At 55.8% G+C, this 23,591-nt stretch carries 15 protein-coding genes; 8 read left to right on the top strand and 7 right to left on the bottom strand.

The window, feature by feature from the left end:
* Positions 1-63 precede the first annotated feature (63 nt).
* The 4 genes from yfaE to ubiG form a co-directional block, all read right to left on the bottom strand.
* Entirely contained in the window at positions 64-318 is a 255-nt protein-coding gene (gene yfaE, locus N5C09_RS09550) for a class I ribonucleotide reductase maintenance protein YfaE (RefSeq protein ID WP_063868240.1), read from the bottom strand.
* Positions 318-1,448, bottom strand: coding sequence for a class Ia ribonucleoside-diphosphate reductase subunit beta (gene nrdB, locus N5C09_RS09545; protein ID WP_279748940.1), 1,131 nt, complete (start codon positions 1,446-1,448; stop codon positions 318-320). Before nrdB ends, yfaE begins: the two co-directional genes overlap by 1 nt.
* Positions 1,449-1,529: 81 nt before the next feature.
* Positions 1,530-3,815, bottom strand: a complete 2,286-nt coding sequence (gene nrdA, locus N5C09_RS09540) for a class 1a ribonucleoside-diphosphate reductase subunit alpha (protein ID WP_023300610.1) — start codon at positions 3,813-3,815, stop codon at positions 1,530-1,532.
* Between the two features lie 348 nt (positions 3,816-4,163).
* A complete protein-coding gene (gene ubiG, locus N5C09_RS09535; RefSeq protein WP_063868243.1) occupies positions 4,164-4,892 on the bottom strand; it encodes a bifunctional 2-polyprenyl-6-hydroxyphenol methylase/3-demethylubiquinol 3-O-methyltransferase UbiG in 729 nt (242 codons plus the stop codon).
* Between the two features lie 146 nt (positions 4,893-5,038).
* On the opposite strand from ubiG, the gene gyrA reads away from it, so the two are divergent.
* Positions 5,039-7,675 carry a DNA topoisomerase (ATP-hydrolyzing) subunit A gene (gyrA, locus tag N5C09_RS09530; RefSeq protein ID WP_112791567.1) on the top strand — a complete coding sequence of 879 codons (2,637 nt, stop codon included), beginning with the start codon at positions 5,039-5,041 and terminating at the stop codon, positions 7,673-7,675.
* 134 nt (positions 7,676-7,809) lie between these two features.
* Positions 7,810-10,656 (top strand): two-component system sensor histidine kinase RcsC, encoded by a 2,847-nt coding sequence (gene rcsC, locus N5C09_RS09525; protein WP_102750732.1) that lies wholly within the window; start codon positions 7,810-7,812, stop codon positions 10,654-10,656.
* An 84-nt stretch (positions 10,657-10,740) separates the two neighbouring features.
* Here the strand turns inward: rcsC and rcsB are convergent, their stop codons facing one another.
* Together rcsB and rcsD are read right to left on the bottom strand one after the other, a co-directional pair.
* A complete protein-coding gene (gene rcsB / locus N5C09_RS09520) occupies positions 10,741-11,391 on the bottom strand; it encodes a response regulator transcription factor RcsB (protein WP_003859405.1) in 651 nt (216 codons plus the stop codon).
* A gap of 16 nt (positions 11,392-11,407) precedes the next feature.
* Positions 11,408-14,080, bottom strand: coding sequence for a phosphotransferase RcsD (rcsD, locus tag N5C09_RS09515; protein WP_063450357.1), 2,673 nt, complete (start codon positions 14,078-14,080; stop codon positions 11,408-11,410).
* 745 nt (positions 14,081-14,825) lie between these two features.
* Between rcsD and N5C09_RS09510 the strand changes: the two genes are divergently transcribed.
* The 6 genes from N5C09_RS09510 to mgtE all read left to right on the top strand — a co-directional run bounded on the left by N5C09_RS09510 (position 14,826) and on the right by mgtE (position 22,164).
* A complete protein-coding gene (locus N5C09_RS09510; RefSeq protein ID WP_279748938.1) occupies positions 14,826-15,917 on the top strand; it encodes a porin OmpC in 1,092 nt (363 codons plus the stop codon).
* A gap of 114 nt (positions 15,918-16,031) precedes the next feature.
* On the top strand, positions 16,032-17,087 hold the full coding sequence (gene apbE, locus N5C09_RS09505; RefSeq protein ID WP_112791564.1) for an FAD:protein FMN transferase ApbE: 1,056 nt from the start codon (positions 16,032-16,034) through the stop codon (positions 17,085-17,087).
* A gap of 72 nt (positions 17,088-17,159) precedes the next feature.
* A complete protein-coding gene (gene ada / locus N5C09_RS09500; protein ID WP_279749025.1) occupies positions 17,160-18,218 on the top strand; it encodes a bifunctional DNA-binding transcriptional regulator/O6-methylguanine-DNA methyltransferase Ada in 1,059 nt (352 codons plus the stop codon).
* A complete protein-coding gene (gene alkB / locus N5C09_RS09495; RefSeq protein ID WP_279748937.1) occupies positions 18,218-18,868 on the top strand; it encodes a DNA oxidative demethylase AlkB in 651 nt (216 codons plus the stop codon). The genes ada and alkB overlap by 1 nt, the downstream gene beginning before the upstream one ends.
* A 76-nt stretch (positions 18,869-18,944) precedes the next feature.
* Complete coding sequence (locus tag N5C09_RS09490) at positions 18,945-20,588, top strand: multidrug ABC transporter permease/ATP-binding protein (protein WP_063450352.1); 1,644 nt, start codon at positions 18,945-18,947, stop codon at positions 20,586-20,588.
* A 139-nt stretch (positions 20,589-20,727) separates the two neighbouring features.
* A complete protein-coding gene (mgtE, locus tag N5C09_RS09485; protein ID WP_063450351.1) occupies positions 20,728-22,164 on the top strand; it encodes a magnesium transporter in 1,437 nt (478 codons plus the stop codon).
* Here the strand turns inward: mgtE and N5C09_RS09480 are convergent.
* Positions 22,127-23,368, bottom strand: a complete 1,242-nt coding sequence (locus N5C09_RS09480) for a SulP family inorganic anion transporter (RefSeq protein WP_279748936.1) — start codon at positions 23,366-23,368, stop codon at positions 22,127-22,129. The genes mgtE and N5C09_RS09480 overlap by 38 nt on opposite strands.
* Between the last annotated feature and the right edge of the window lie 223 nt (positions 23,369-23,591).

The raw sequence follows: 23,591 nt of genomic DNA, 5'->3' as shown, positions 1-23,591 counted from the left end.
GCCTTAACCGGCCTACGAACTGCGGTTTTGTAGGTCGGGTAAGCGTAGCGCCACCCGACACTGTTACATCTCGATCTCTATATCGCCTTTTGCCCGGCAGCAGCAGGGCAAAATTTCCCCTTCACTGATAAAGGCCAGCGGTTCGGTCAGCCAGTCCACCTGGCCTGCGACCAGACGGCAGCGGCAGGAGCCGCAATAGCCTTCACGACACTGGTACTCTACCTCTACCTGATGCGCTTCCAGCGCCACCAGCAGGGAAGGGTGCTCTTCCTGGCACAGCACCTCTGTACCCGAAAGGCGTAGCGTTACGCGGGTCATCAGAGCTGGAAATCGCTCAGATCGTCGGTGTTGACTTCAGAGTCAATCTGACCGACCAGATACGAACTCACTTCCACTTCCTGCGGCGCCACCTGCACGTTATCGGACACCAGCCAGGTGTTGATCCACGGGATCGGGTTAGAGCGCGTCTGGAACGGCAGATCGAGGCCAACCGCCTGCATGCGGATGTTCGTGATGTACTCAACGTACTGGCACAGAATGTCTTTGTTCAGGCCAATCATGGAGCCGTCGCGGAACAGGTAGTCTGCCCACTCTTTCTCCTGCTGGGCGGCCTGCACGAACAGGTCGTAGCACTCCTGTTTGCACTCTTCCGCAATTTCCGCCATCTCCGGATCGTCCGTTCCGCTGCGCAGCAGGTTCAGCATATGCTGGGTGCCGGTCAGGTGCAGGGCTTCATCGCGGGCGATCAGACGGATAATTTTGGCGTTGCCTTCCATCAGCTTGCGCTCGGCAAAGGCGAAGGAGCAGGCGAAGCTCACGTAGAAGCGGATTGCTTCCAGCGCGTTGACGCTCATCAGGCACAGATAGAGCTGTTTTTTCAGCGCCCGCAGGTTTACGGTGACGGTTTTGCCGTTCACGTTGTGCGTGCCTTCGCCCAGCAGATGCCAGTAGCTGGTCATCTCGATCAGCTCGTCATAGTAGTGCGCAATGCCTTCGGCGCGCTTCTGGATCTGCTCGTTGGTAACGATATCGTCAAACACCACCGCCGGATCGTTCACGATGTTGCGGATGATGTGGGTATAAGAGCGGGAGTGGATCGTTTCAGAAAACGCCCAGGTTTCTACCCAGGTTTCCAGCTCAGGAATCGAGATCAGTGGCAGCAGCGCCACGTTCGGACTACGACCCTGAATGGAGTCCAGCAGCGTCTGGTATTTCAGGTTGCTGAGGAAGATGTGCTTTTCGTGTTCCGGCAGCGCCTGGAAATCGATACGGTCGCGGGAAACGTCCACTTCTTCCGGACGCCAGAAGAAGGAGAGTTGCTTTTCAATCAGCTTTTCGAAGATGTCATATTTTTGCTGATCGTAGCGTGCCACGTTGACCGGCTGGCCGAAGAACATCGGCTCTTTGAGCTGGTCGTTTTTCGTCTGTGAAAAGGTGGTATATGCCATGAGTGTGTCCTGTGAGAGATTTTGTCAATCGGGCAAACAAAATCGTAGGCCGGGTAAGCGGAGCGCCACCCGGCATTTACATTAGATCTTACATGCGCCGCTTTCGCAGCCGTCGTCCTGAATTGACGGGGCCAGGTCGTCCTGCGCGTCTTCTGCACCGTCACGGGTGTTGTGATAGTACAGGGTCTTCACGCCAAATTTGTAGGCGGTGAGCAGGTCTTTCAGCAGTTGCTGCATCGGAACCTTGCCTGACGGGAAGCGCGTTGGGTCGTAGTTAGTATTGGCAGAGATCGACTGGTCGATAAACTTCTGCATGATACCCACCAGTTGCAGGTAGCCGTCGTTGTTTGGCATTTCCCACAGCAGCTCGTAGTTGTTACCCAGCGTTTCGTAGTCCGGCACTACCTGACGCAGCACGCCGTCTTTCGACGCTTTGATGCTGACGTGCCCGCGCGGTGGCTCAATACCGTTGGTGGCGTTGGAGATCTGCGAAGAGGTCTCGGACGGCATCAGGGCAGAGAGCGTGGAGTTACGCAGGCCGTGCGTTTTAATGGACTCGCGCAGGCCTTCCCAGTCGAGGTGCAGCGGCTCGCTGACGATCGCATCCAGGTCTTTTTTGTAGGTGTCGATCGGCAGAATGCCTTTCGCGTAGGTGGTTTCGTTGAACCACGGGCACGCGCCTTGCTCTTTCGCCAGCTCGTTGGAGGCTTTCATCAGGTAGTACTGAATCGCTTCGAACGTCTGGTGGGTCAGGTTGTTGGCGCTGCCGTCGGAGTAACGCTTGCCGTTTTTCGCCAGCCAGTAGGCGAAGTTGATCACGCCGATACCCAGGGTACGACGGCCCATTGCGCCGCGTTTTGCCGCCGGGATTGGGTAATCCTGGTAGTCCAGCAGGGCGTCGAGCGCGCGAACCGCCAGCACGGCCAGCTCTTCCAGCTCGTCCAGGCTCTTAATCGCACCCAGGTTGAACGCGGAGAGCGTACACAGGGCGATTTCGCCGTTTTCGTCGTTCACATCGTCCAGCGGTTTGGTCGGCAGGGCGATCTCCAGGCACAGGTTAGACTGGCGCACTGGCGCAACGACCGGGTCGAACGGGCTGTGGGTGTTGCAGTGGTCAACGTTCTGAATGTAGATACGACCGGTAGAGGCACGTTCCTGCATCATCAGGGAGAACAGGTCTACCGCCTTCACGCGCTGCTTGCGAATGCTGTCGTCTTTTTCGTATTTAGTGTACAGACGCTCGAACTCGTCCTGATCGGCGAAGAACGCGTCGTACAGGCCCGGGACGTCGGACGGGCTGAACAGGGTGATGTCTTCACCTTTCAGCAGACGGGTGTACATCAGCTTGTTGATCTGCACGCCGTAGTCCATGTGACGCACGCGGTTGCCTTCCACGCCACGGTTGTTCTTCAGAACCAGCAGGCTTTCCACTTCCAGATGCCACATTGGGTAGAACAGGGTGGCTGCACCCCCGCGCACGCCGCCCTGAGAGCAGGATTTTACTGCCGTCTGGAAGTGCTTGTAGAACGGAATACAGCCGGTGTGGAACGCTTCGCCGCCGCGGATCGGGCTGCCCAGCGCGCGGATACGGCCAGCGTTAATGCCGATACCGGCACGCTGGGAAACGTATTTTACGATGGCGCTGGAGGTGGCGTTGATGGAATCCAGGCTATCACCACACTCGATCAGAACGCAGGAGCTGAACTGACGGGTAGGGGTGCGCACGCCAGACATGATTGGCGTAGGCAGAGAAATTTTGAACGTTGATACCGCATCGTAGAAACGCTTCACGTAATCCAGACGGGTTTCACGCGGGTAATTCGAGAACAGGCAGGCGGCCACGAGAATATAGAGGAACTGGGCGCTTTCGTAGATCTCACCGGTCACACGGTTCTGAACCAGGTATTTGCCTTCGAGCTGCTTCACCGCCGCGTAGGAGAAGTTCATGTCGCGCCAGTGATCGATAAACCCGTTCATCTGCTCGAACTCTTCTTCCGTATAGTCTTCCAGCAGATGCGTGTCGTATTTGCCCAGCTCAACCATTTTCACCACGTGATCGTAAAGCTTCGGCGGCTCGAACTGGCCGTAGGCTTTCTTACGCAGGTGGAAAATCGCCAGACGCGCAGCGAGGTACTGATAATCCGGTGCGTCGCGGGAGATCAGATCCGCCGCTGCTTTGATAATGGTTTCGTGGATATCAGACGTTTTGATGCCGTCGTAGAACTGAATGTGAGAACGCAGTTCAACCTGGGAGATAGATACGTTGTTCAGTCCTTCTGCTGCCCAGTCGAGAACTCGATGGATTTTGTCCAGATTGATACGCTCGGTGGTACCGTCGCGCTTTGTCACCAGCAGACTCTGATTCATGTGGGTTTTTACCTGTCCGTGAAATAAAAAATATCCCCCGCTTATCCACAGATCCGTCTTGTGACTAACTCTGTGGATAAATACTACATATAGGGGTTTTGCGATAAGAATAACGCTATATGGTGAGTATTCTAGTAAGGATTCTTTTCAGTACAAGGGTTGATTTTGACGTTAAATTGAGGTTGTGAAAGGGTAAAAAAGGCTAAGTCCTCGTGCCATAAGGCCTGGAAGAGATGTCAATATTCCAGAAAAAAAATTCAAAATTTGATCGAGTGCTGATTTCTTCAACGGGAGGTCAGAATTGCGCAACATGATGTCGCGCAATCATTATAAGAATAACGGATGACGTTAGTCGTTTTTGGCGGTTGTATGCAACATATAGTTAACATCCACGCCCGGTGCAAGTTTGAATTTATCCGTTAGCGGGTTGTAGTGCAGGCCGGTGATGTGCTGCTCCTTAAGCCATGTCTGGTCAACCCAGCCCAGCAGTTCGGCAGGCTTGATAAACTTCTTCACGTCGTGCGTCCCTTTCGGCACCATGCGCAGCACATATTCCGCGCCCACCACGGCCATCAGCCAGGCTTTGCCGTTGCGGTTGATCGTCGAGAAGAAGACCTGGCCGCCCGGCTTCACCAGTTTTGCACAGGCGTTCACCACCGACTGCGGATCGGGAACGTGCTCCAGCATCTCCATGCAGGTCACCACGTCGTACTGGTGCGCATGGTTTGCCGCGTGCTCTTCCACGGTTTCCTGAACGTATTCTACCTGTACGCCGGACTCCAGCGCGTGAAGACGGGCAACCTGTAGGGGTTCGAAGCCCATGTCCAGGCCGGTGACGGTGGCCCCTTCGCGCGCCATGCTTTCCGCCAGGATGCCGCCGCCGCAGCCCACGTCGAGCACTTTTTTACCGAACAGACCGCCGGAACGCTCCGCGATATAGCCCAGACGCAGCGGGTTAATACGATGCAGAGGTTTGAACTCACCTTCGAGATCCCACCAGCGGGACGCCACCGCTTCAAATTTGGCAATCTCTTCGTGGTCAACGTTGTGAGCCACCGGGGATTTTTCGGCATTCATGGGCGCTTTTACTCCTTATTTAGCAAGACAAATGAGTATATCAGGCAATCCCTGTGAATAAAGCGTATAGGTTTACCTGTATCACCGCGGCTGTGTTATAATTTGCGACCTTTGAATCCGGGATACAGTAGAGGGATAGCGGTTAGATGAGCGACCTTGCGAGAGAAATTACACCGGTTAACATCGAGGAAGAGCTGAAAAGCTCCTATCTGGACTATGCGATGTCGGTCATTGTTGGCCGTGCGCTGCCGGACGTCCGCGATGGCCTGAAGCCGGTACACCGTCGCGTACTATACGCCATGAACGTATTGGGCAATGACTGGAATAAAGCCTACAAAAAATCTGCCCGTGTCGTTGGTGACGTAATCGGTAAATACCATCCCCATGGTGATTCCGCGGTGTACGACACCATTGTCCGTATGGCGCAGCCGTTTTCGCTGCGTTACATGCTGGTAGATGGTCAGGGTAACTTTGGTTCTATCGACGGCGACTCCGCCGCGGCAATGCGTTATACGGAAATCCGTCTGGCGAAGATTGCCCATGAGCTGATGGCCGACCTGGAAAAAGAGACGGTTGATTTCGTTGATAACTACGACGGCACGGAAAAAATTCCTGACGTTATGCCAACGAAGATCCCAAACCTGCTGGTGAACGGTTCGTCCGGTATCGCCGTCGGTATGGCAACCAACATTCCGCCGCATAACATCACGGAAGTGATCAACGGCTGCCTGGCCTACATCGACGATGAAGACATCAGTATTGAAGGGCTGATGGAACACATCCCGGGCCCGGACTTCCCGACGGCGGCGATCATCAACGGTCGTCGCGGTATTGAAGAAGCGTACCGCACCGGTCGCGGCAAGATTTACATCCGTGCCCGCGCCGAAGTGGAAGCGGACGCCAAAACCGGCCGTGAAACCATCATTGTTCACGAGATCCCGTATCAGGTGAACAAAGCGCGTCTGATTGAAAAAATCGCCGAGCTGGTAAAAGAAAAACGCGTTGAAGGCATCAGCGCGCTGCGTGACGAGTCTGACAAAGACGGTATGCGCATCGTGATTGAAATCAAGCGCGACGCGGTGGGTGAAGTTGTGCTGAACAACCTTTACTCCCAGACTCAGCTTCAGGTCTCCTTCGGTATCAACATGGTTGCGCTGCACCACGGTCAGCCGAAGATCATGAACCTGAAAGAGATCCTGAGCGCGTTCGTGCGTCACCGCCGTGAAGTGGTGACTCGCCGTACCATCTTTGAACTGCGCAAAGCGCGCGATCGTGCTCATATCCTTGAAGCACTGGCCGTTGCGCTGGCGAACATCGACCCGATCATCGAGCTGATCCGCCGTGCGCCAACCCCGGCAGAAGCGAAAGCCTCGCTGGTTGCGCGTCCATGGGATCTGGGCAACGTGGCGGCGATGCTGGAACGTGCCGGCGACGACGCCGCGCGTCCTGAGTGGCTGGAACCGGAATTCGGCGTGCGTGACGGTCAGTACTACCTGACTGAACAGCAGGCCCAGGCGATTCTGGATCTGCGTTTGCAGAAACTGACCGGCCTTGAGCATGAAAAACTGCTCGACGAGTACAAAGAGCTGCTGGAGCAGATTGCCGAGCTGCTGCATATCCTGGGCAGCGCAGAGCGCCTGATGGAAGTGATCCGCGAAGAGCTGGAGCTGGTTCGCGATCAGTTCGGCGACGAACGTCGTACCGAAATCACGGCCAATAGCTCTGATATCAACATTGAAGATTTGATCAACCGCGAAGACGTGGTAGTGACCCTGTCTCACCAGGGCTACGTGAAGTATCAGCCGTTGACCGACTACGAAGCACAGCGTCGTGGCGGTAAAGGCAAATCTGCGGCACGTATTAAAGAAGAAGACTTCATTGACCGTCTGCTGGTGGCTAACACCCACGACACGATCCTCTGCTTCTCCAGCCGCGGCCGTCTGTACTGGATGAAGGTCTATCAGCTGCCGGAAGCGAGCCGTGGCGCGCGGGGACGTCCAATCGTCAACCTGCTGCCGCTGGAAGCGAACGAACGTATCACCGCCATCCTGCCGGTACGCGAGTACGAAGAAGGCGTGAACGTCTTTATGGCGACCGCGAGCGGTACCGTGAAGAAAACCGCACTGACCGAGTTCAGCCGTCCACGTTCCGCCGGGATTATCGCGGTGAACCTGAACGAAGGCGACGAACTGATCGGCGTGGATCTGACGTCCGGTTCTGATGAAGTGATGCTCTTCTCTGCGGCCGGTAAAGTGGTGCGCTTCAAAGAGAACGCCGTTCGCGCCATGGGCCGTACGGCGACCGGCGTGCGTGGTATCAAGCTGGCGGGTGAAGACACCGTTGTTTCCCTGATCGTTCCTCGTGGCGAAGGCGCAATCCTGACCGTCACCCAGAACGGTTACGGTAAGCGTACGGCGGAAAGCGAATACCCGACCAAATCACGCGGCACGCAGGGCGTTATCTCCATCAAGGTCACCGAGCGCAACGGTTCCGTTGTGGGCGCGGTGCAGGTGGACGACGCGGACCAGATCATGATGATCACCGATGCCGGTACGCTGGTGCGTACGCGCGTGTCTGAGATCAGCGTGGTGGGTCGTAACACCCAGGGCGTTATCCTCATCCGTACTGCGGAAGATGAAAACGTCGTCGGTCTGCAACGCGTTGCTGAGCCGGTGGATGACGAAGAGCTCGACTCTATCGACGGCAGCGTCGCGGAAGGGGATGACGAAATCGTCCCTGAAGCGGACACCGATGATGACGCAGCGGATGACGCTGACGAGTAACGTCTCCTGACGCATAAAGGGCCGGTTTCCGGCCCTTTTGTTTTGCGTAAGCAGACAAGTGAACGTTGCGACAAGCCGCGTTTACCGCTACCTTAACCACATTCTTTTTTCCCCGATGGCGGAGCCTCGCCCCTTTGAAATACCTCGTTTCCTTTCGTACCACGCTAAAAGTCTCTCGCTATCTGTTTCGGGCGCTTGCGCTGCTGCTCTGGTTGCTGGTGGCGCTGCTCTCGGTGTTTTATATCGTTAACGCGCTGCACCAGAAAGAAGCGGAGATCCGCCAGGAGTTTAACTTAAGCTCGGATCAGGCCCAGCGCTATATCCAGCGCACGTCTGACGTGATGAAAGAGCTTAAGTATATTGCCGAAAATCGACTGACGGCGGAGAACGGCATTCTGGCCCTTCGTGGACGAGATGAAAAAACCGAAGTACCTGATTTCGAACCGCTCTTCCCGGACTCCGATTGTTCAGCCATGGGCAAAGCCTGGCGTGGCTCGCTGGAGTCGCTTTCATGGTTTATGCGCTACTGGCGCGATAACTTCTCCGCCGCCTACGATCTGAACCGCGTCTACCTGATTGGCAACGAAAACCTCTGCATGGCGGATTTCGGCCTGCGGGATATGCCCGTCGAACGCGAAGACGCGCTGAAAAGCCTGCATGAGCGCATCGTGAAATACCGTAATGCGCCTCAGGAAGAGCGTGGAAACAACATCTTCTGGATAAGCCAGGGGCCGCGCATGGGCGTCGGCTATTTCTATGCCCTGACTCCGGTTTATCTCGGCAACCGACTGCAAGCGCTGCTGGGGATTGAACAAACCATCCGCATGGAAAACTTCTTCACGCCGGGCAGCCTGCCGATGGGCGTGACCATTCTGGATGAAAACGGCCACCCGCTCATCTCCCTTGCCGGGCCTGAAAACCGCCTGAAGGTGGAGCCCAGCTGGATGCAGGAGCGGTCATGGTTTGGCTATACCTCCGGTTTCCGCGAGCTGGTGCTGAAGAAAAGTTTGCCGCCGTCGTCGCTGAGCATCGTCTACTCGCTGCCGGTGGACAAGGTGCTGGAGCGCATTCGCATCCTGATCCTTAACGCCATTTTGTTGAACATCGCGGTAGGCGTGGCGCTGTTTATGCTGGCGCGAATGTATGAGCGGCGGATCTTTATTCCGGCGGAAGCGGATGCGCAGCGTCTGGAAGAGCACGAGCAGTTTAACCGTAAGATTGTCGCCTCGGCGCCAGTGGGGATCTGTATCCTGCGTACTCAGGACGGGACGAATATCCTCAGTAACGAGCTTGCCCATAACTACCTGAACATGCTCACGCATGAAGACCGCCAGCGGTTAACGCAGATCATCTGCGGTCAGCAGGTTAACTTTGTGGACGTGCTGACCAGTACCCACACCAACCTGCAAATCAGCTTCGTCCATTCGCGCTACCGTAATGAAAACGTGGCGATTTGCGTGCTGGTGGATGTTTCTGCGCGCGTGAAGATGGAAGAGTCATTGCAGGATATGGCGCAGGCGGCGGAGCAGGCCAGTCAGTCCAAGTCGATGTTCCTCGCGACCGTTAGCCATGAGCTGCGTACGCCGCTGTACGGCATTATCGGTAACCTCGATCTGCTCCAGACCAAGGAGCTGCCGAAAGGGGTCGACCGTCTGGTGACGGCTATGAACAACTCCTCCAGCCTGCTGCTGAAAATCATCAGCGATATTCTCGACTTCTCTAAAATTGAGTCTGAGCAGCTGAAAATAGAACCGCGTGAGTTCTCCCCGCGCGAGGTGATGAACCATATCAGCGCCAACTATCTGCCGCTGGTGGTGCGCAAGCAGCTGGGGCTGTACTGCTTTATCGAGCCGGATGTGCCGCTGACGCTGCATGGCGATCCGATGCGTCTGCAACAGGTCATTTCGAACCTGCTGAGCAACGCCATCAAATTCACCGATATCGGCTGTATTGTGCTGCATGTCTGTCGGGCAGGGGAGTACCTGACCATTCGCGTGCGCGACACGGGGGTCGGCATCCCGGCGAAAGAGGTTGTTCGCCTGTTCGATCCGTTCTTCCAGGTGGGAACGGGCGTACAGCGCAACTTCCAGGGGACCGGGCTGGGCCTGGCGATCTGTGAGAAGCTGATCAGCATGATGGACGGGGATATCTCCGTCGATACCGAGCCGGGTATGGGCAGCCAGTTCACCATCCGTATTCCGCTCTATTCGGCACACTATCCGGCGAAAGCCACGGTCGACGGGCTGAGCGATAAGCACTGCTGGCTGGCGGTGCACAACGCCTCCTTACACGATTTCCTGACCTCGATGCTGACCAGCAGCGGCGTGCGGGTCTCACGCTATGAAGGCCAGACGCCGGACGCGGATGACATGCTGATCACCGACGTTGAGCCAGACCAGGCGTGGGCGGGACGCGGGGTGGTGATGTTCTGCCGCCGCCATATCGGTATTCCGATTGAGCGTTCGCCTGGGCTGTGGGTGCACAGCGTGGCGACACCGCACGAGCTGTTGGGCCTGCTGGCGCGCATTTACAGCGTACAGCTTGAGGACAGCGATGGCGCGACCGCGCTGGCCTCTCCTGATGAGCTGGCGTCTGTGAACGACGATATGATGATTCTGGTAGTCGACGATCATCCGATTAACCGTCGTCTGCTCGCAGACCAGCTTGGCTCTCTGGGCTATCAGTGTAAAACGGCCAATGATGGCGTGGATGCCCTGAATGTCTTAAGTAAGAACCATATTGATATTGTGCTCAGCGATGTGAACATGCCTAACATGGACGGCTACCGTCTGACACAGCGTATCCGACAGCTGGGGCTGACGCTGCCGGTGGTCGGGGTGACAGCCAACGCCCTGGCGGAGGAGAAACAGCGCTGTCTGGAGTCCGGGATGGACAGCTGTCTGTCGAAGCCGGTCACGCTGGATGTCCTGAAGCAGACCCTATCCGTGTATGCGGAGCGGGTACGAAAAGCAAGACAATAAAAAAGGCCCGAAAGGGCCTTTTTTATTTCTCCGGCGGCTGTAGGCCAGGTAAGCGCGAGCGCTACCCGGCGTAAACAGCGAAGATCAATCTTTGTCCGTTGCGCTCAGCGTCACGGAAGAGAGATAGTTCAGCAGGGCGATATCGTTATCCACACCCAGCTTCATCATCGCGGATTTTTTCTGGCTACTGATGGTTTTAATACTGCGGTTCAGCTTCTTGGCAATTTCAGTGACCAGGAAACCTTCAGCGAACAGACGCAGAACCTCACTCTCTTTTGGCGAAAGACGCTTGTCGCCATAGCCACCCGCGCTGATTTTTTCGAGCAGGCGTGAGACGCTTTCAGGGGTGAATTTCTTCCCTTTCTGTAACGCCGCCAGCGCTTTTGGCAGATCGGTAGGTGCGCCTTGTTTCAGTACAATCCCTTCAATATCGAGATCCAGAACGGCGCTCAGGATCGCCGGGTTATTGTTCATGGTCAGAACAATGATCGAAATGTCCGGGAAGTGGCGTTTAATGTATTTGATGAGCGTAATGCCGTCACCGTATTTATCTCCAGGCATGGAGAGATCGGTAATGAGCACGTGCGCATCAAGTTTAGGCAGGTTGTTAATGAGAGCTGTGGAATCTTCAAATTCACCGACTACATTCACCCACTCGATCTGTTCAAGTGATTTGCGAATACCGAACAGTACAATCGGATGGTCATCGGCAATAATTACGTTCATATTGTTCATGTATAAGGCTACCTTGCTACAGCAAGCTCTTGACGTAAGCGTCAATGTCGCTGATGTATTTTTCAATGCCAGAGGCATCTTTCTCACGAATTAGATGTTCCAGCGTTTCACATAACTGCTTGCCGGGAACCAGATTAAGCATGGCAAACACCCCTTTAAGCCGGTGTGCTGTCTGTGCCAGCGCTGCAAAATCCTGCGCAGCGGACTCAGTATACAACCGCTTAACATCATCTGGTACTGTATCAACGAAGAGCGAATAATATCCGCTGGCATGGAGTTCTGCATTTTCATCGCCGCCTAACGGTGACTCCAGGATCTCTTCCTGCGCCAGATTCTCTTCAATCAGTTGTAATACAGCTTCCTGCATTGCATTGCTCATATTAAAGTTGACGCGCAGCTGCCCAGGGCCAATTTTCCGCACGCCTGGCTCATCATCGCTTAAAAGCAAGCCTGAGGCAGTAAGATTAGACGGATTATCAGTTAAAAATAGATCAAATTCTTGACTCGCGAGCCTTTCGTCCGGGGTGATGCAGGACGCGCCCCAGTTTTCTAACTGACGAACGACGATATTACGGATCTCGCTGGAGGTCACATCCACCATCACGACCACATCATCCAGCAGACGCTCTTCATCCTCTTCCTGTGGATTCGCCGCCATTTTGACGTGTAAGGAGTAGCGGGTACCGAGGGATTCGCGGGCCTTGATGTTCAGATGGCCGCCCAGCTTGCGCGCCAGCTGATCGCAGAGCCAGAAGGTGAGGGCATTCGCCTTACCGTAGTGGTCACGCTGCGTATCGTTCAGGAACGGGAAGTGCAGGTTATCGATTTCGCTGACGGTCACGCCTTCGCCCGTATCCAGAATGCGGAACGTCAGGCGATCGTCGGTGGATTCATCGGTGCTGACTTCAAGGGTGATCTTGCCGATCTGCGTCGTGGTGACGGCATACTGGATCAGCATCATCAGAATGCGGCGCAGGGCATCACGATCGCCGTGACGCTCGTCATTGGCCGGTAAATGGTTGTTGATCAACAGCTGGAGCCCCTTGCGCTTGATCACCGGCAGCACTTCCGGTACCACCTCATCAATCAGATCCTGGATGGAGAAGAGCGTCGGGGTGCCCTTCCAGATGTCGTTCTCCAGCATATTCGCCAGCTGGATTTCGTCCACCAGACGAACCAGCGAGTCGGCCTGGCTGCTCAGCTGTCGGCTTTCCGGCGTGCTTAAATCAGCAATCTGCGTGGCGAGTGACTTCAGCGGTTGTTTAAAGGCATCGCCGATATTTTGCATAAACGCGGCGCGGCCGTGCTGGTTCTTCTCGTACAGCCTTTGCGCCTGCTTGAGCTTTTTATTTACCAGCACTTCGCGATCCTGATCGCGAATAATGAAGATTTGCGTACGCGAGGCGACCTGACTGCGGAACTGACGGATCTCATACAGTTCATTATTAATGGTGGCCTGGATAACGCCCTGATGCTGGTCCGCCATGGCCGTAATATTTTGCAGGTTAAGGTGCGGCAGAAGGTGGTCGGCAATTTTATTGCTCATGACCGTTCGGTTTGCTTCCTGATCGTGAACGAGCACCCCCAGCGGCAGCACGGAAATAATCTCTTCGTTTAAGGCACGCAGGACGCGCAGTTCGTTGCTGGTTCCTGAGGATACCGATGTCGAGTCGCTCTGGCGGCCCGACTGGAAACGGAAGGTGCTGTAGCCAAACAGCGCCAGCGCTAGCAGGCCGATATTCAGGAGTAGCGGCAGGAGAATGTTTTGCAGGGTATCAAGCATCAGGGTGCCAAAAGGCACCTGCCACACCAGCCGCATACCGGTTGAATTGAGCGATGAGGCAATCTCGATTTTTGAGCCATTAAAGGAGATCGCGACGCTGTCCGCGCCTTCTTTGTCCGACGGCGTGCGCATATTCTGGGTGCTGTTGTCTGGCTCCAGACGGAAACTGTCCAGCGGCATATCCGGCGGGATGAGATCGTTAATCGGCAGATCGAAGGCAACCACGGTCGCGAGATGGCCCGGCTGGTTAAAGGTGGTGCGCAGCGTAAAGTAATGGCCGTTCTGCCAGGCCAGGCGGCGTAGCGAAGAAAAACTTTCGCGTTCGTCCAGCGCGTTGGCCTGTTGCAACATTTCTGCCCGACGGGAATCCACAATACTGCCAACGGTGGTCTCTTTAAAGCCGGACGAGAGGTCCTTAAGCGGCAGGGTAGAGACCAGGATCATGCTGTTGTCCTGACCGTTCAGGTAATACATGGACCACGGAACGGTCTCGGCGCCCCACAGGGTGTCCAGATAGGAGGAGATCCGCTGCGTCATCTCAAGTGTTGCGCTGTCGTGCGAACCGAAAATCAGGGCTTCAGTTTTGCGCTGCGGTTTTTCAAGGTAATAAACATCCTGCTTAAGGCGCGTTTCCTGCAACCCTTCGCCTGACGAGGTGGCAGGCGCGGCGGCGATATTGTCGTAGATTTGCCAGGTCGCATAGCGCCACGTATCAATGCGCTTATGCACCGCGTGGGTGATATCGACGATTTGATAGCTTTTATCTTTAAGCCAGGTGTTCACGGCGCTCTGGACCATCACCCCCATTGTGACTAACAGCACAACGATCAACAGAAGAAAGAAACGGGTGATGCTGCCCGGTAGAAGGGAGAATTTGCTCGGGGCGGTAGTTTCTGTCTGACTCATTGATGTGTTTAACCCGTAATGGCCGCGCGGTAATGGGATAGGGCAGTATAAAGGGTAATAACCGAATTTCCAGCGTCGTTATCGGCATGACCTTGACTTTTTATCTGTCGCAACCCGCTTCAACGACATCCGGGTAAAAGATGTACAAAACCCAGTCAAATGTACAAATACGCCGTCACAACGGCTGAAAAATAGCACGAATTAACAAGAAATTAATTGCGGCTACAAAAAAAGAATTCTGTAAACGCCAACGCTGAATTTAGTTAATAGTCGTTATCATTACAGGCGGGTAGCACATTAAATGTCTGCTGACGTAAAGAAAGGTAAAAAAAAAACCGAATGCGAAGCATCCGGTTCAATTAGGGATAAACAGACATTCAGAACTGAATGACGGTAATAAATAAAGTTAATGATGATAGCGATAGTTATTTTAGTGGTGTTGAAGGGAATTTTTTTGTCATTCAGTGCGGTACTGTTTTTTAAGTTAATTCATTGAAATTATTACGATATATTTTTGTTTTGATTATCCGTGCTATATTTTTAAACTTTTGATGCTCTGTGAAAGTTCCTTGATATTTACAAATTGAAACATCTTGATGGTAAAGTGAAACATCTTCAAAGTTTTCGTATCATATTCCTGTTGGATTATTCTGCATTTTTAAGGAGAATGAACTTGCCGACTGGTTAAGAGGGTTGACCAGTAAGCAGTGGTAAATAATAAGGCATATAACAGAGGGTTAATAAAATGAAAGTTAAAGTACTGTCCCTCCTGGTACCAGCTCTGCTGGTGGCAGGCGCAGCAAATGCGGCTGAAATTTATAACAAAGACGGCAACAAATTAGATCTGTACGGTAAAGTGGATGGCCTGCACTATTTCTCCGATGACGACGGTGCAGACGGCGACCAGACCTACATGCGTCTGGGCTTCAAAGGCGAAACTCAGGTTAACGATCAGCTGACCGGTTACGGCCAGTGGGAATACCAGATCCAGGGCAACTCTGGCGAGAACGAAAACAACTCATGGACGCGTGTAGCGTTCGCTGGTCTGAAATTCGCTGATGCGGGTTCATTCGACTACGGTCGTAACTACGGCGTTGTTTACGATGTCACTTCCTGGACCGACGTTCTGCCGGAATTCGGCGGCGACACCTACGGTTCTGACAACTTCATGCAGCAGCGCGGTAACGGCTTCGCGACCTACCGTAACCAGGACTTCTTCGGTCTGGTTGATGGTCTGAACTTTGCGTTACAGTACCAGGGTAAAAACGGCAGCCCAAGCGGTGAAGGCCAGACCAATAACGGTCGTGACGCGCTGCGTCAGAACGGTGACGGCTACGGCGGCTCTCTGACCTACGATCTGGGCGAAGGCTTCGCACTCGGTACGGCTGTCACCAGCTCTAAACGTACTGATGACCAGAACGCGCCAAACTACTTCGGTAACGGCGATCGTGCTGAGACCTACACCGGCGGTCTGAAATACGACGCGAACAACATCTACCTGGCTGCACAGTATTCTCAGACCTACAACGCGACCCGCGTTGGCGATCAGGGCTGGGCTAACAAAGCACAGAACTTCGAAGTGGTTGCTCAGTATCAGTTCGACTTCGGTCTGCGTCCATCCGTGGCTTACCTGCAATCTAAAGGTAAGGACGTCGAAGGCTATGGCGATCAGGATATCCTGAAGTATGTTGACGTGGGCGCGACTTACTACTTCAACAAAAACATGTCCACCTACGTTGATTACAAAATCAACCTGCTGGATGAAAACGACTTCACTCGCCGCACCAGTATCAGCACCGACGATATCGTAGCGCTGGGTCTGGTTTACCAGTTCTAATTGCTCATACTGCAACAAAGGGGCCATCAGGCCCCTTTTTTCATGCTTTTTTAGGGTCTTACAAATACGCTGTTTTAGTGTACTCTTGCCGCCCTGGCATGAGGATAATAACCAATGGAAATGACTTTTTTGCGCGCCAGCTTTCTGGCGATTGTTTTACTCCTGACCGCGTGTGACTCTTCTACGCAGCCCGCAAAAATCGAGGCGCCAGCCGCGACGGTGCTGGAAGGGAAAACCATGGGGACCTTCTGGCGCGTCAGCGTGATGGATATTGATAAATCCCGCGCTGAAGAATTACGCGGAAAAATTCAGGCGCAGCTGGATGCCGACGATCAGCTGCTCTCGACGTATAAAAATGACTCAGCGCTGATGCGTTTCAATCGCTCCAGCAGCACCTCGCTGTGGCCGGTGAGCGAAGCGATGGCCGATATCGTCACGGAATCTATGCGCGTGGGCTACAAAACCAACGGCGCAATGGATGTGACCGTGGGGCCGCTAGTCAATCTGTGGGGATTTGGCCCTGACAAACAGCCGGTGGCTACCCCCGATCAGGCCGCCATCGACGACGCCCGCGCCCGTACAGGGTTACAGCATCTGTCGGTGATCGGCCAGTACGGTCAACAATACCTGCAAAAGGATATTCCCGATCTGTTTGTGGATCTCTCTACGGTAGGCGAGGGGTATGCGGCGGACCATCTTGCGGCCCTGATGGCGCAGGAAGGCATTCCTCGCTACCTGGTTTCCGTAGGGGGCGCGCTCGTCAGCCGGGGCATGAACGCCAGCGGCAGGCCGTGGCGGGTGGCTATCCAGAAACCAACCGACCAGCAGAACGCGGTGCAGGCGATTGTCGACATCAACGGGCACGGTATCAGCACCTCCGGCAGCTACCGCAACTATTACGAACTGGACGGCAAACGTATTTCGCACGTTATCGATCCGCAAACCGGACGCCCCATTACCCACAATCTGGTGTCCGTTACGGTGATAGCCCCAACCGCGCTGGAAGCGGACGCATGGGATACCGGACTGATGGTGCTCGGCACGGAGAAAGCCAAAGAGGTGGTGCGCCAGGAAGGGCTGGCCGTCTATATGATCACCAAAGAGGCTGACGGGTTTAAAACCTGGAGTTCACCGCAGTTCAACAGCTTCCTGGTAAGCGAGAAAAATTAAAAAGCAAGGTTGCGGGTTTTTGTTCGGTGGCGTTCAGGCAGGCTAAGCGTATGCTTGTAAGAGGAGCCGATGATGAAAAACACAACCTATCTTACTGATGAGGATCGCTGGCAGGCCGTTCTGGCCCGCGATCCTCATGCGGATAACCAGTTTGTTTTTGCCGTGCAGACGACCGGCATTTATTGCCGCCCGTCCTGCCGCGCCCGCCACGCGCTGCGTAAAAATGTCTGCTTCTATCCTGATGCTCACCAGGCAGGGCTGGCGGGCTTCCGTCCCTGTAAGCGCTGTTTGCCGGACCAGGACGATCCTATGGCGCAGAAAAAGGCCCGTATTGCGCTGGCCTGCCGGCTGCTTGAGCAGGATGCCGCGCTGAACCTTGACGCGCTGGCGCAGCAGGTTGCCATGAGCCCGTTCCATTTCCACCGCTTGTTTAAATCCGTTACCGGCATGACGCCGAAAGCCTGGCAGCAGGCCGCGCGCGAACAACGCCTGCGCAGCACGCTGGCGCAGGGCGGTAAAATCACCGATGCCGTTCTGGCCGCCGGGTTCCCTGACAGCAGCAGCTACTACCGTAAAGCCGATGGCGCGCTGGGCATGACGGCCAGACAGTACCGCAACGGGGATGCCGCAGTCCGCTATGCCATCAGCGACTGCTCGCTGGGCCGCTGTCTGGTGGGGGAAAGCGAGCGCGGGATCTGCGCGATACTGCTGGGGGATGACGACGCCGCGCTGACGAATGAGCTGCTTTCACTGTTTCCGCTTGCCGTCCGTGAACCGATGGAAGGCGCGTTTGCCGGGCGGATCCGTCAGGTGATTGCCTCTGTCGACAGCCGCGCGACGCCCCTGACGCTGCCGCTGGATATCCGCGGTACCGCCTTCCAGCAGCAGGTCTGGCAGGCGCTACGGGCTATCCCCTGCGGTGAGACGGCAAGCTATCAGCAGGTGGCAAAGGCCATTGGCAAACCCAACGCCGTGCGCGCCGTGGCGGGGGCCTGCGGCGCCAATAAACTGGCGATTGTGATCCCCTGTCACCGCGTGGTGCGTAACGACGGTGCGCTCTCGGGCTATCGCTGGGGGGCAGCGCGTAAGGTACTATTATTAAAACGTGAGGCGAATAAACAGGAGGGATAATGCTCGATCTTTTTGCGGAGGCTGAACCCTGGCAAGAGCCGCTCGCGCCCGGGGCGACGATCCTGAGACGCTTCGCGCTTTCCCGCGCGGCGGCGCTGTTCGACGGTATTGATGCCGTCACCGCCCGTTCGCCGTTTCGCCATATGGTCACGCCGGGCGGGTATACCATGTCCGTGGTGATGACCAACTGCGGCGAACTGGGATGGGCGACGAATGCGCGGGGCTATTTATATGCGCCGAACGATCCGCTGACGGGGCAGCCGTGGCCGCCAATGCCGGAGGCGTTTCAGGCGCTGTGCCATGATGCCGCCGTCGCGGCCGGCTATCCTGATTTTCGACCCGACGCCTGCCTCATCAACCGCTATGCCGTCGGGGCAAAACTCTCCCTGCATCAGGATAAGGACGAGCCGGATCTGCGCGCGCCGATTGTCTCGGTATCCCTTGGGCTGCCCGCTATCTTTCAGTTTGGCGGGCTGCGGCGCAACGACCCGCTAAAACGGCTGATGCTGGAGCATGGCGATGTGGTGGTCTGGGGCGGTGAGTCACGGCTTTTTTACCATGGTATTCAGCCGCTTAAAAATGGCGAACACCCGGTGGCGGGGGCGTTTCGCTACAACCTTACGTTCCGGCAGGCAGCGTACAGAGAATAAAAATAAGAATTATTCTTGATGTGTGTGAAAGGCAGTTTACACTGCTGGCTGATTTTTCTTGTCCGGATTGCTCTGCATGCAACTACTTCTTCTTGTCTGGCGGCAGTACCGCTGGCCTTTCATCGCGGTAATGGCGCTAAGCCTTGCCAGCGCGGCGCTGGGGATTGGCCTGATTGCCTTCATTAACGTGCGTTTGATCGAAATGGTCGACACGTCACTCTCCGTCCTGCCGGAATTTCTGGGATTACTGCTGCTGCTGATGGCGGTCACGCTCGGATCGCAGCTGGCGCTGACCGCACTCGGCCACCATTTCGTTTTCCGTCTGCGCAGTGAGTTCATCAAACGTATCCTCGACACCCAGGTTGAGCGCATCGAACAGCTGGGAAGCGCCTCTCTGCTGGCGGGGCTGACCAGCGACGTGCGCGCCATTACCATCGCGTTTGTACGTCTGCCGGAGCTGGTGCAGGGGATCATCCTGACCTTTGGCTCGGCGGCCTATCTCGCCTGGCTCTCCAGCAAAATGCTGGCCGTGACGGCGTTGTGGATTGCGATCACCATCTGGGGCGGGTTCCTGCTGGTCTCCCGTGTCTATAAGCACATGGCGGTGCTGCGCGAAACGGAAGACAAGCTCTATAACGACTACCAGACGGTGCTGGAAGGGCGTAAAGAGCTGACGCTGAACCGCGAGCGCGCCGAGCACATCTTCAATAACCTCTATATTCCTGACGCGCACGAATATCGTCATCATATTATTCGCGCCGATACGTTCCACCTGAGCGCCGTGAACTGGTCCAACATTATGATGCTGGGCGCCATTGGCCTGGTGTTCTGGATGGCGAATAGCCTGGGGTGGGCGGATACCAACGTGGCGGCCACGTACTCCCTGACGCTGCTGTTTTTACGCACGCCGCTGCTGTCGGCCGTTGGCGCACTGCCGACGCTGCTGAGCGCTCAGGTCGCCTTTAACAAGCTGAAGAAGTTCGACCTTGCGCCGTTTAAGGCCGAGTTCCCGCGTCCGCAGGCCTTCCCGAACTGGCAAACGCTTGAGCTGCGTAACGTTACCTTCCGCTATCAGGAGAGCGCGTTCTCCGTGGGGCCGATAAACCTGACCCTTCACCGTGGCGAGCTGCTGTTCCTCATCGGCGGCAATGGCAGCGGCAAATCCACCCTGGCGATGCTGTTGACGGGGCTCTATCAGCCGCAGTCGGGTGAAATTTTGCTGGATGGCAACGCGCTGAGCGCGGAGAAACCGGAGGACTACCGCAAGCTCTTCTCGGCGGTATTTACCGATGTCTGGCTGTTCGATCAGCTGCTCGGTCCGGAAGGGCAGCAGGCGGATCCGGCGCTGGTAGAGAAGTGGCTTGCGCACCTGCAAATGTCACACAAGCTGGAGCTCCAGGATGGCAAAATCCTCAATCTCAGGCTGTCGAAAGGGCAGAAGAAACGCGTGGCGCTGCTGCTGGCGCTGGCCGAGGAGCGCGACATCATCCTGCTGGACGAGTGGGCCGCCGATCAGGACCCGCACTTCCGCCGCGAGTTTTATCAGGTGCTGCTGCCGCTGATGCAGGCGATGGGGAAAACCATTTTTGCCATCAGCCATGACGATCACTACTTCATTCACGCCGACCGTCTGCTGGAGATGCGCGACGGCAAGCTGAGCGAGCTGACCGGCGACGAGCGCGATGCTGCGTCACGGGATGCGGTGGCGCGTACGGCCTGAGTGCGATTGTGCCGGGTGCGCCCGGCACGTTAATTTTTCATATATGCCGATTTTTTCTCCATCCCGACACGCCGTTTATTCTTATTTACATATCCCCGCGCTATGCTTAAAGCCAACCTATTTCATGGATTTATGATTAATGTCGTTATTAAAGAAAAACAGCGCAAGGCAGCGTGACCAGGAGCGTGCGCGCCTCATCTGGCTCCTGACGACCGATAAAGCGGTGACGTCAACGTTATTGGGTAAGCTGACCCTGGCTGAGCAATATGATGTCGGCACGCTGGCCGACGATATTGCTGAGGTAGGTGCGCTGGTAGCACATTTACCGCCCCCGGATCTGGCGGATACGCTGGAGGCGCTGCCTTCCGAGGAGCGCCACGCCCTGTGGCGGCTGGTGCAGGATCACGAGCGCGGTCAGGTGCTGCTTGAAGCGTCGGAAAACGTCTGGGATGACCTTATCGATGAGATGAGCGACCGGGACATTCTCGACGCCCTGCAAACGCTGGATATCGACGAGCAGATCTACCTTGTACAGCACCTTCCGCGAAACCTGACCGGTCGCCTGCTGGCTTCCCTGCCTGCTGAGGAGCGGGCGCGCGTGCGTCAGGTGATGCACTACGAGAAAAACAGCGTCGGCGCAATCATGGAGTTTGGCGTTATCACCGTGCGTCCGGACGTCACTCTGGGCACGGTGCAGCGCTACCTTCGTCGGCTCGGCAGCATGCCGGACAACACCGACAAACTGTTTGTCACCTCGCGGGACAAAACCCTGCTCGGCGAGCTGGAGCTTAAAACGATCCTGCTGAACAGCACCCAGCAGCGGGTGAGTGAGGTGATGGAAACCGAGCCGATGGTGTTTTCGCCGGAAGACGATGCCGAAAAAGCGGCGCGTACCTTCGAACGTGATGACCTGGTGAGCGCCGCGGTGGTGGATTCCGTGGGCAAACTGATGGGGCGTCTGACCATCGATGAGATCGTTGATGTGGTCTATGAAGAGACCGATAACGACCTGCGAGCCCTTGGCGGGATCAGCGCCGAAGATGACGTTCACGCCTCCGTCGGCAAGGCCGTCAAAACGCGCTGGGCGTGGCTCGCCATCAATTTATGCACCGCGTTTGTGGCCTCCCGCGTCATCGACGGCTTCGAACATACCATTTCCCAATTGGTAGCCCTGGCTTCTCTGATGCCTATTGTGGCGGGGATCGGGGGGAATACCGGTAACCAGACTATCACCATGATCGTTCGCGCCCTGGCGCTGGAAAATATTCAGCCGGGTAATTTTTCGTGGCTGATCTTCAGGGAGATGGGCGTTGCGCTGATTAACGGCCTGGTCTGGGGCGGCATCATGGGCGGCATCACCTGGTGGCTGTACGATGATATGGCGCTCGGCGGGGTCATGATGCTGGCGATGGTGCTGAACCTGCTGGTGGCGGCGATGATGGGCGTGATTATCCCGCTGACGATGACCCGTCTGGGGCGCGACCCCGCAGTGGGGTCGAGCGTGATGATCACCGCTATTACCGATACCGGCGGTTTCTTTATTTTTCTTGGACTGGCGACGATTTTTCTTCTGTAGCCAGCGCCTTTTGCTTCAGTCGGGCAGGGAGGATGAACATCATCACGATCCCGCCCAGCACGCCAATCGCCAGGTTACCGGTGGAAACCGTTGCCACAACCGTCACCAGCATCACGACGGTTTCCGCCACCGGCGCGTTTTTCAGCGTTCCGGGCTGAACGCTATGCCAGCTAAAGGTCTTGACGGCCACAATTGCCATAATACCCGCCAGTACCGCCATCGGGATTTTAGCCATTACCTCGCTGAGCGCCGTGACCAGTACCAGCAGCACAACGCCTGCCGCAAGGGTGGAGATACGGCTTCTGCCTTTGCCCATCTCCACGTTAACGATGGTTTGCCCAATCATCGCACAGCCCGCAATGCCGCCGTAGAACCCGGCCATGATATTTCCTACGCCCAGCCCGATACTCTCGCGGCGCTTGCTTGAAGGGGTCACGGTCAGTTCATCCACCAGCTTAGCCGTCAGTAGCGATTCCAGCAGGCCAACGAAGGCGATACTCAGCGCGCACGGCCAGATGATGCTCAGCGTCTCCAGGTTAAGCGGCACCAGCAATTGCGTAAAGCCAGGCAAACCGCCGCTCATGGAGCCTTCATCACCCACCGTTGGCAGAATTTGTCCGCTGATGACGGTAAACAGCGTCAGCACCACAATGGCAATCAGCGGGGAGGGAACGCTTTTGATATAGCGTGGCACCCACAGCACAATCAGCAGCGTCAGCACGAACAGGCCCACAATCAGCGGGCTTCGGCTCCAGAAATGGGGAACCTGGGCAAAGAAAATCAAAATGCCAAGGGCGTTAACAAACCCGGTCATCACCGACTGGGGAATAAAGCGCATCAGCCGCGCCATACCCAGCGCGCCGAACAGGATCTGAATCACGCCCGCCATCACTACCGCAGGCAAAATGTACTGTACGCCGTGTTGATGGACCATCGGGCCAATAACCAGCGCGACGGAGCCCGCCGCCGCCGTCACCATGGCCGGACGCCCGCCGAGCAGGGAAAGAGCAAAGCAGAGTACCACGGAGGCGATAAGGCTCACTTTCGGGTCCACGCCCGCGACCACGGAAAACGAAATCACTTCCGGGATCAGCGCCAGCGCGGTAATCACGCCGGCCAGGGTTTCGCGCATCAGACGTTGAGGCGAACGTAAAACGGTGGCGACGTGGCCTTCGTGGGGTACAGACGAGTGGGGTAATGACATAAGAATTCGCTAGTAGGGGCAGGCTTCCGTGCGCGCGATCACAAAGTGCAGCATAATAGCTAGGAAAATCGCCTGGTGCCAGCCTGCCTGTCAAAACCCCACAAACAATCCATCATTAAATTTCACAATTACAATAATTTCGTAACCTTTAAACAATATTTAAAAGTTGTTACCGTGCCCCCGCAGCGTGTTTCACCTGTAATTTCTACGCATCAAGCACTAT

Origin of the sequence: Enterobacter sp. GD03975, from assembly GCF_029838645.1 — a bacterium.
Lineage (GTDB): Bacteria > Pseudomonadota > Gammaproteobacteria > Enterobacterales > Enterobacteriaceae > Enterobacter > Enterobacter quasihormaechei.
This window is presented reverse-complemented; position numbering and strand designations above follow the sequence as displayed.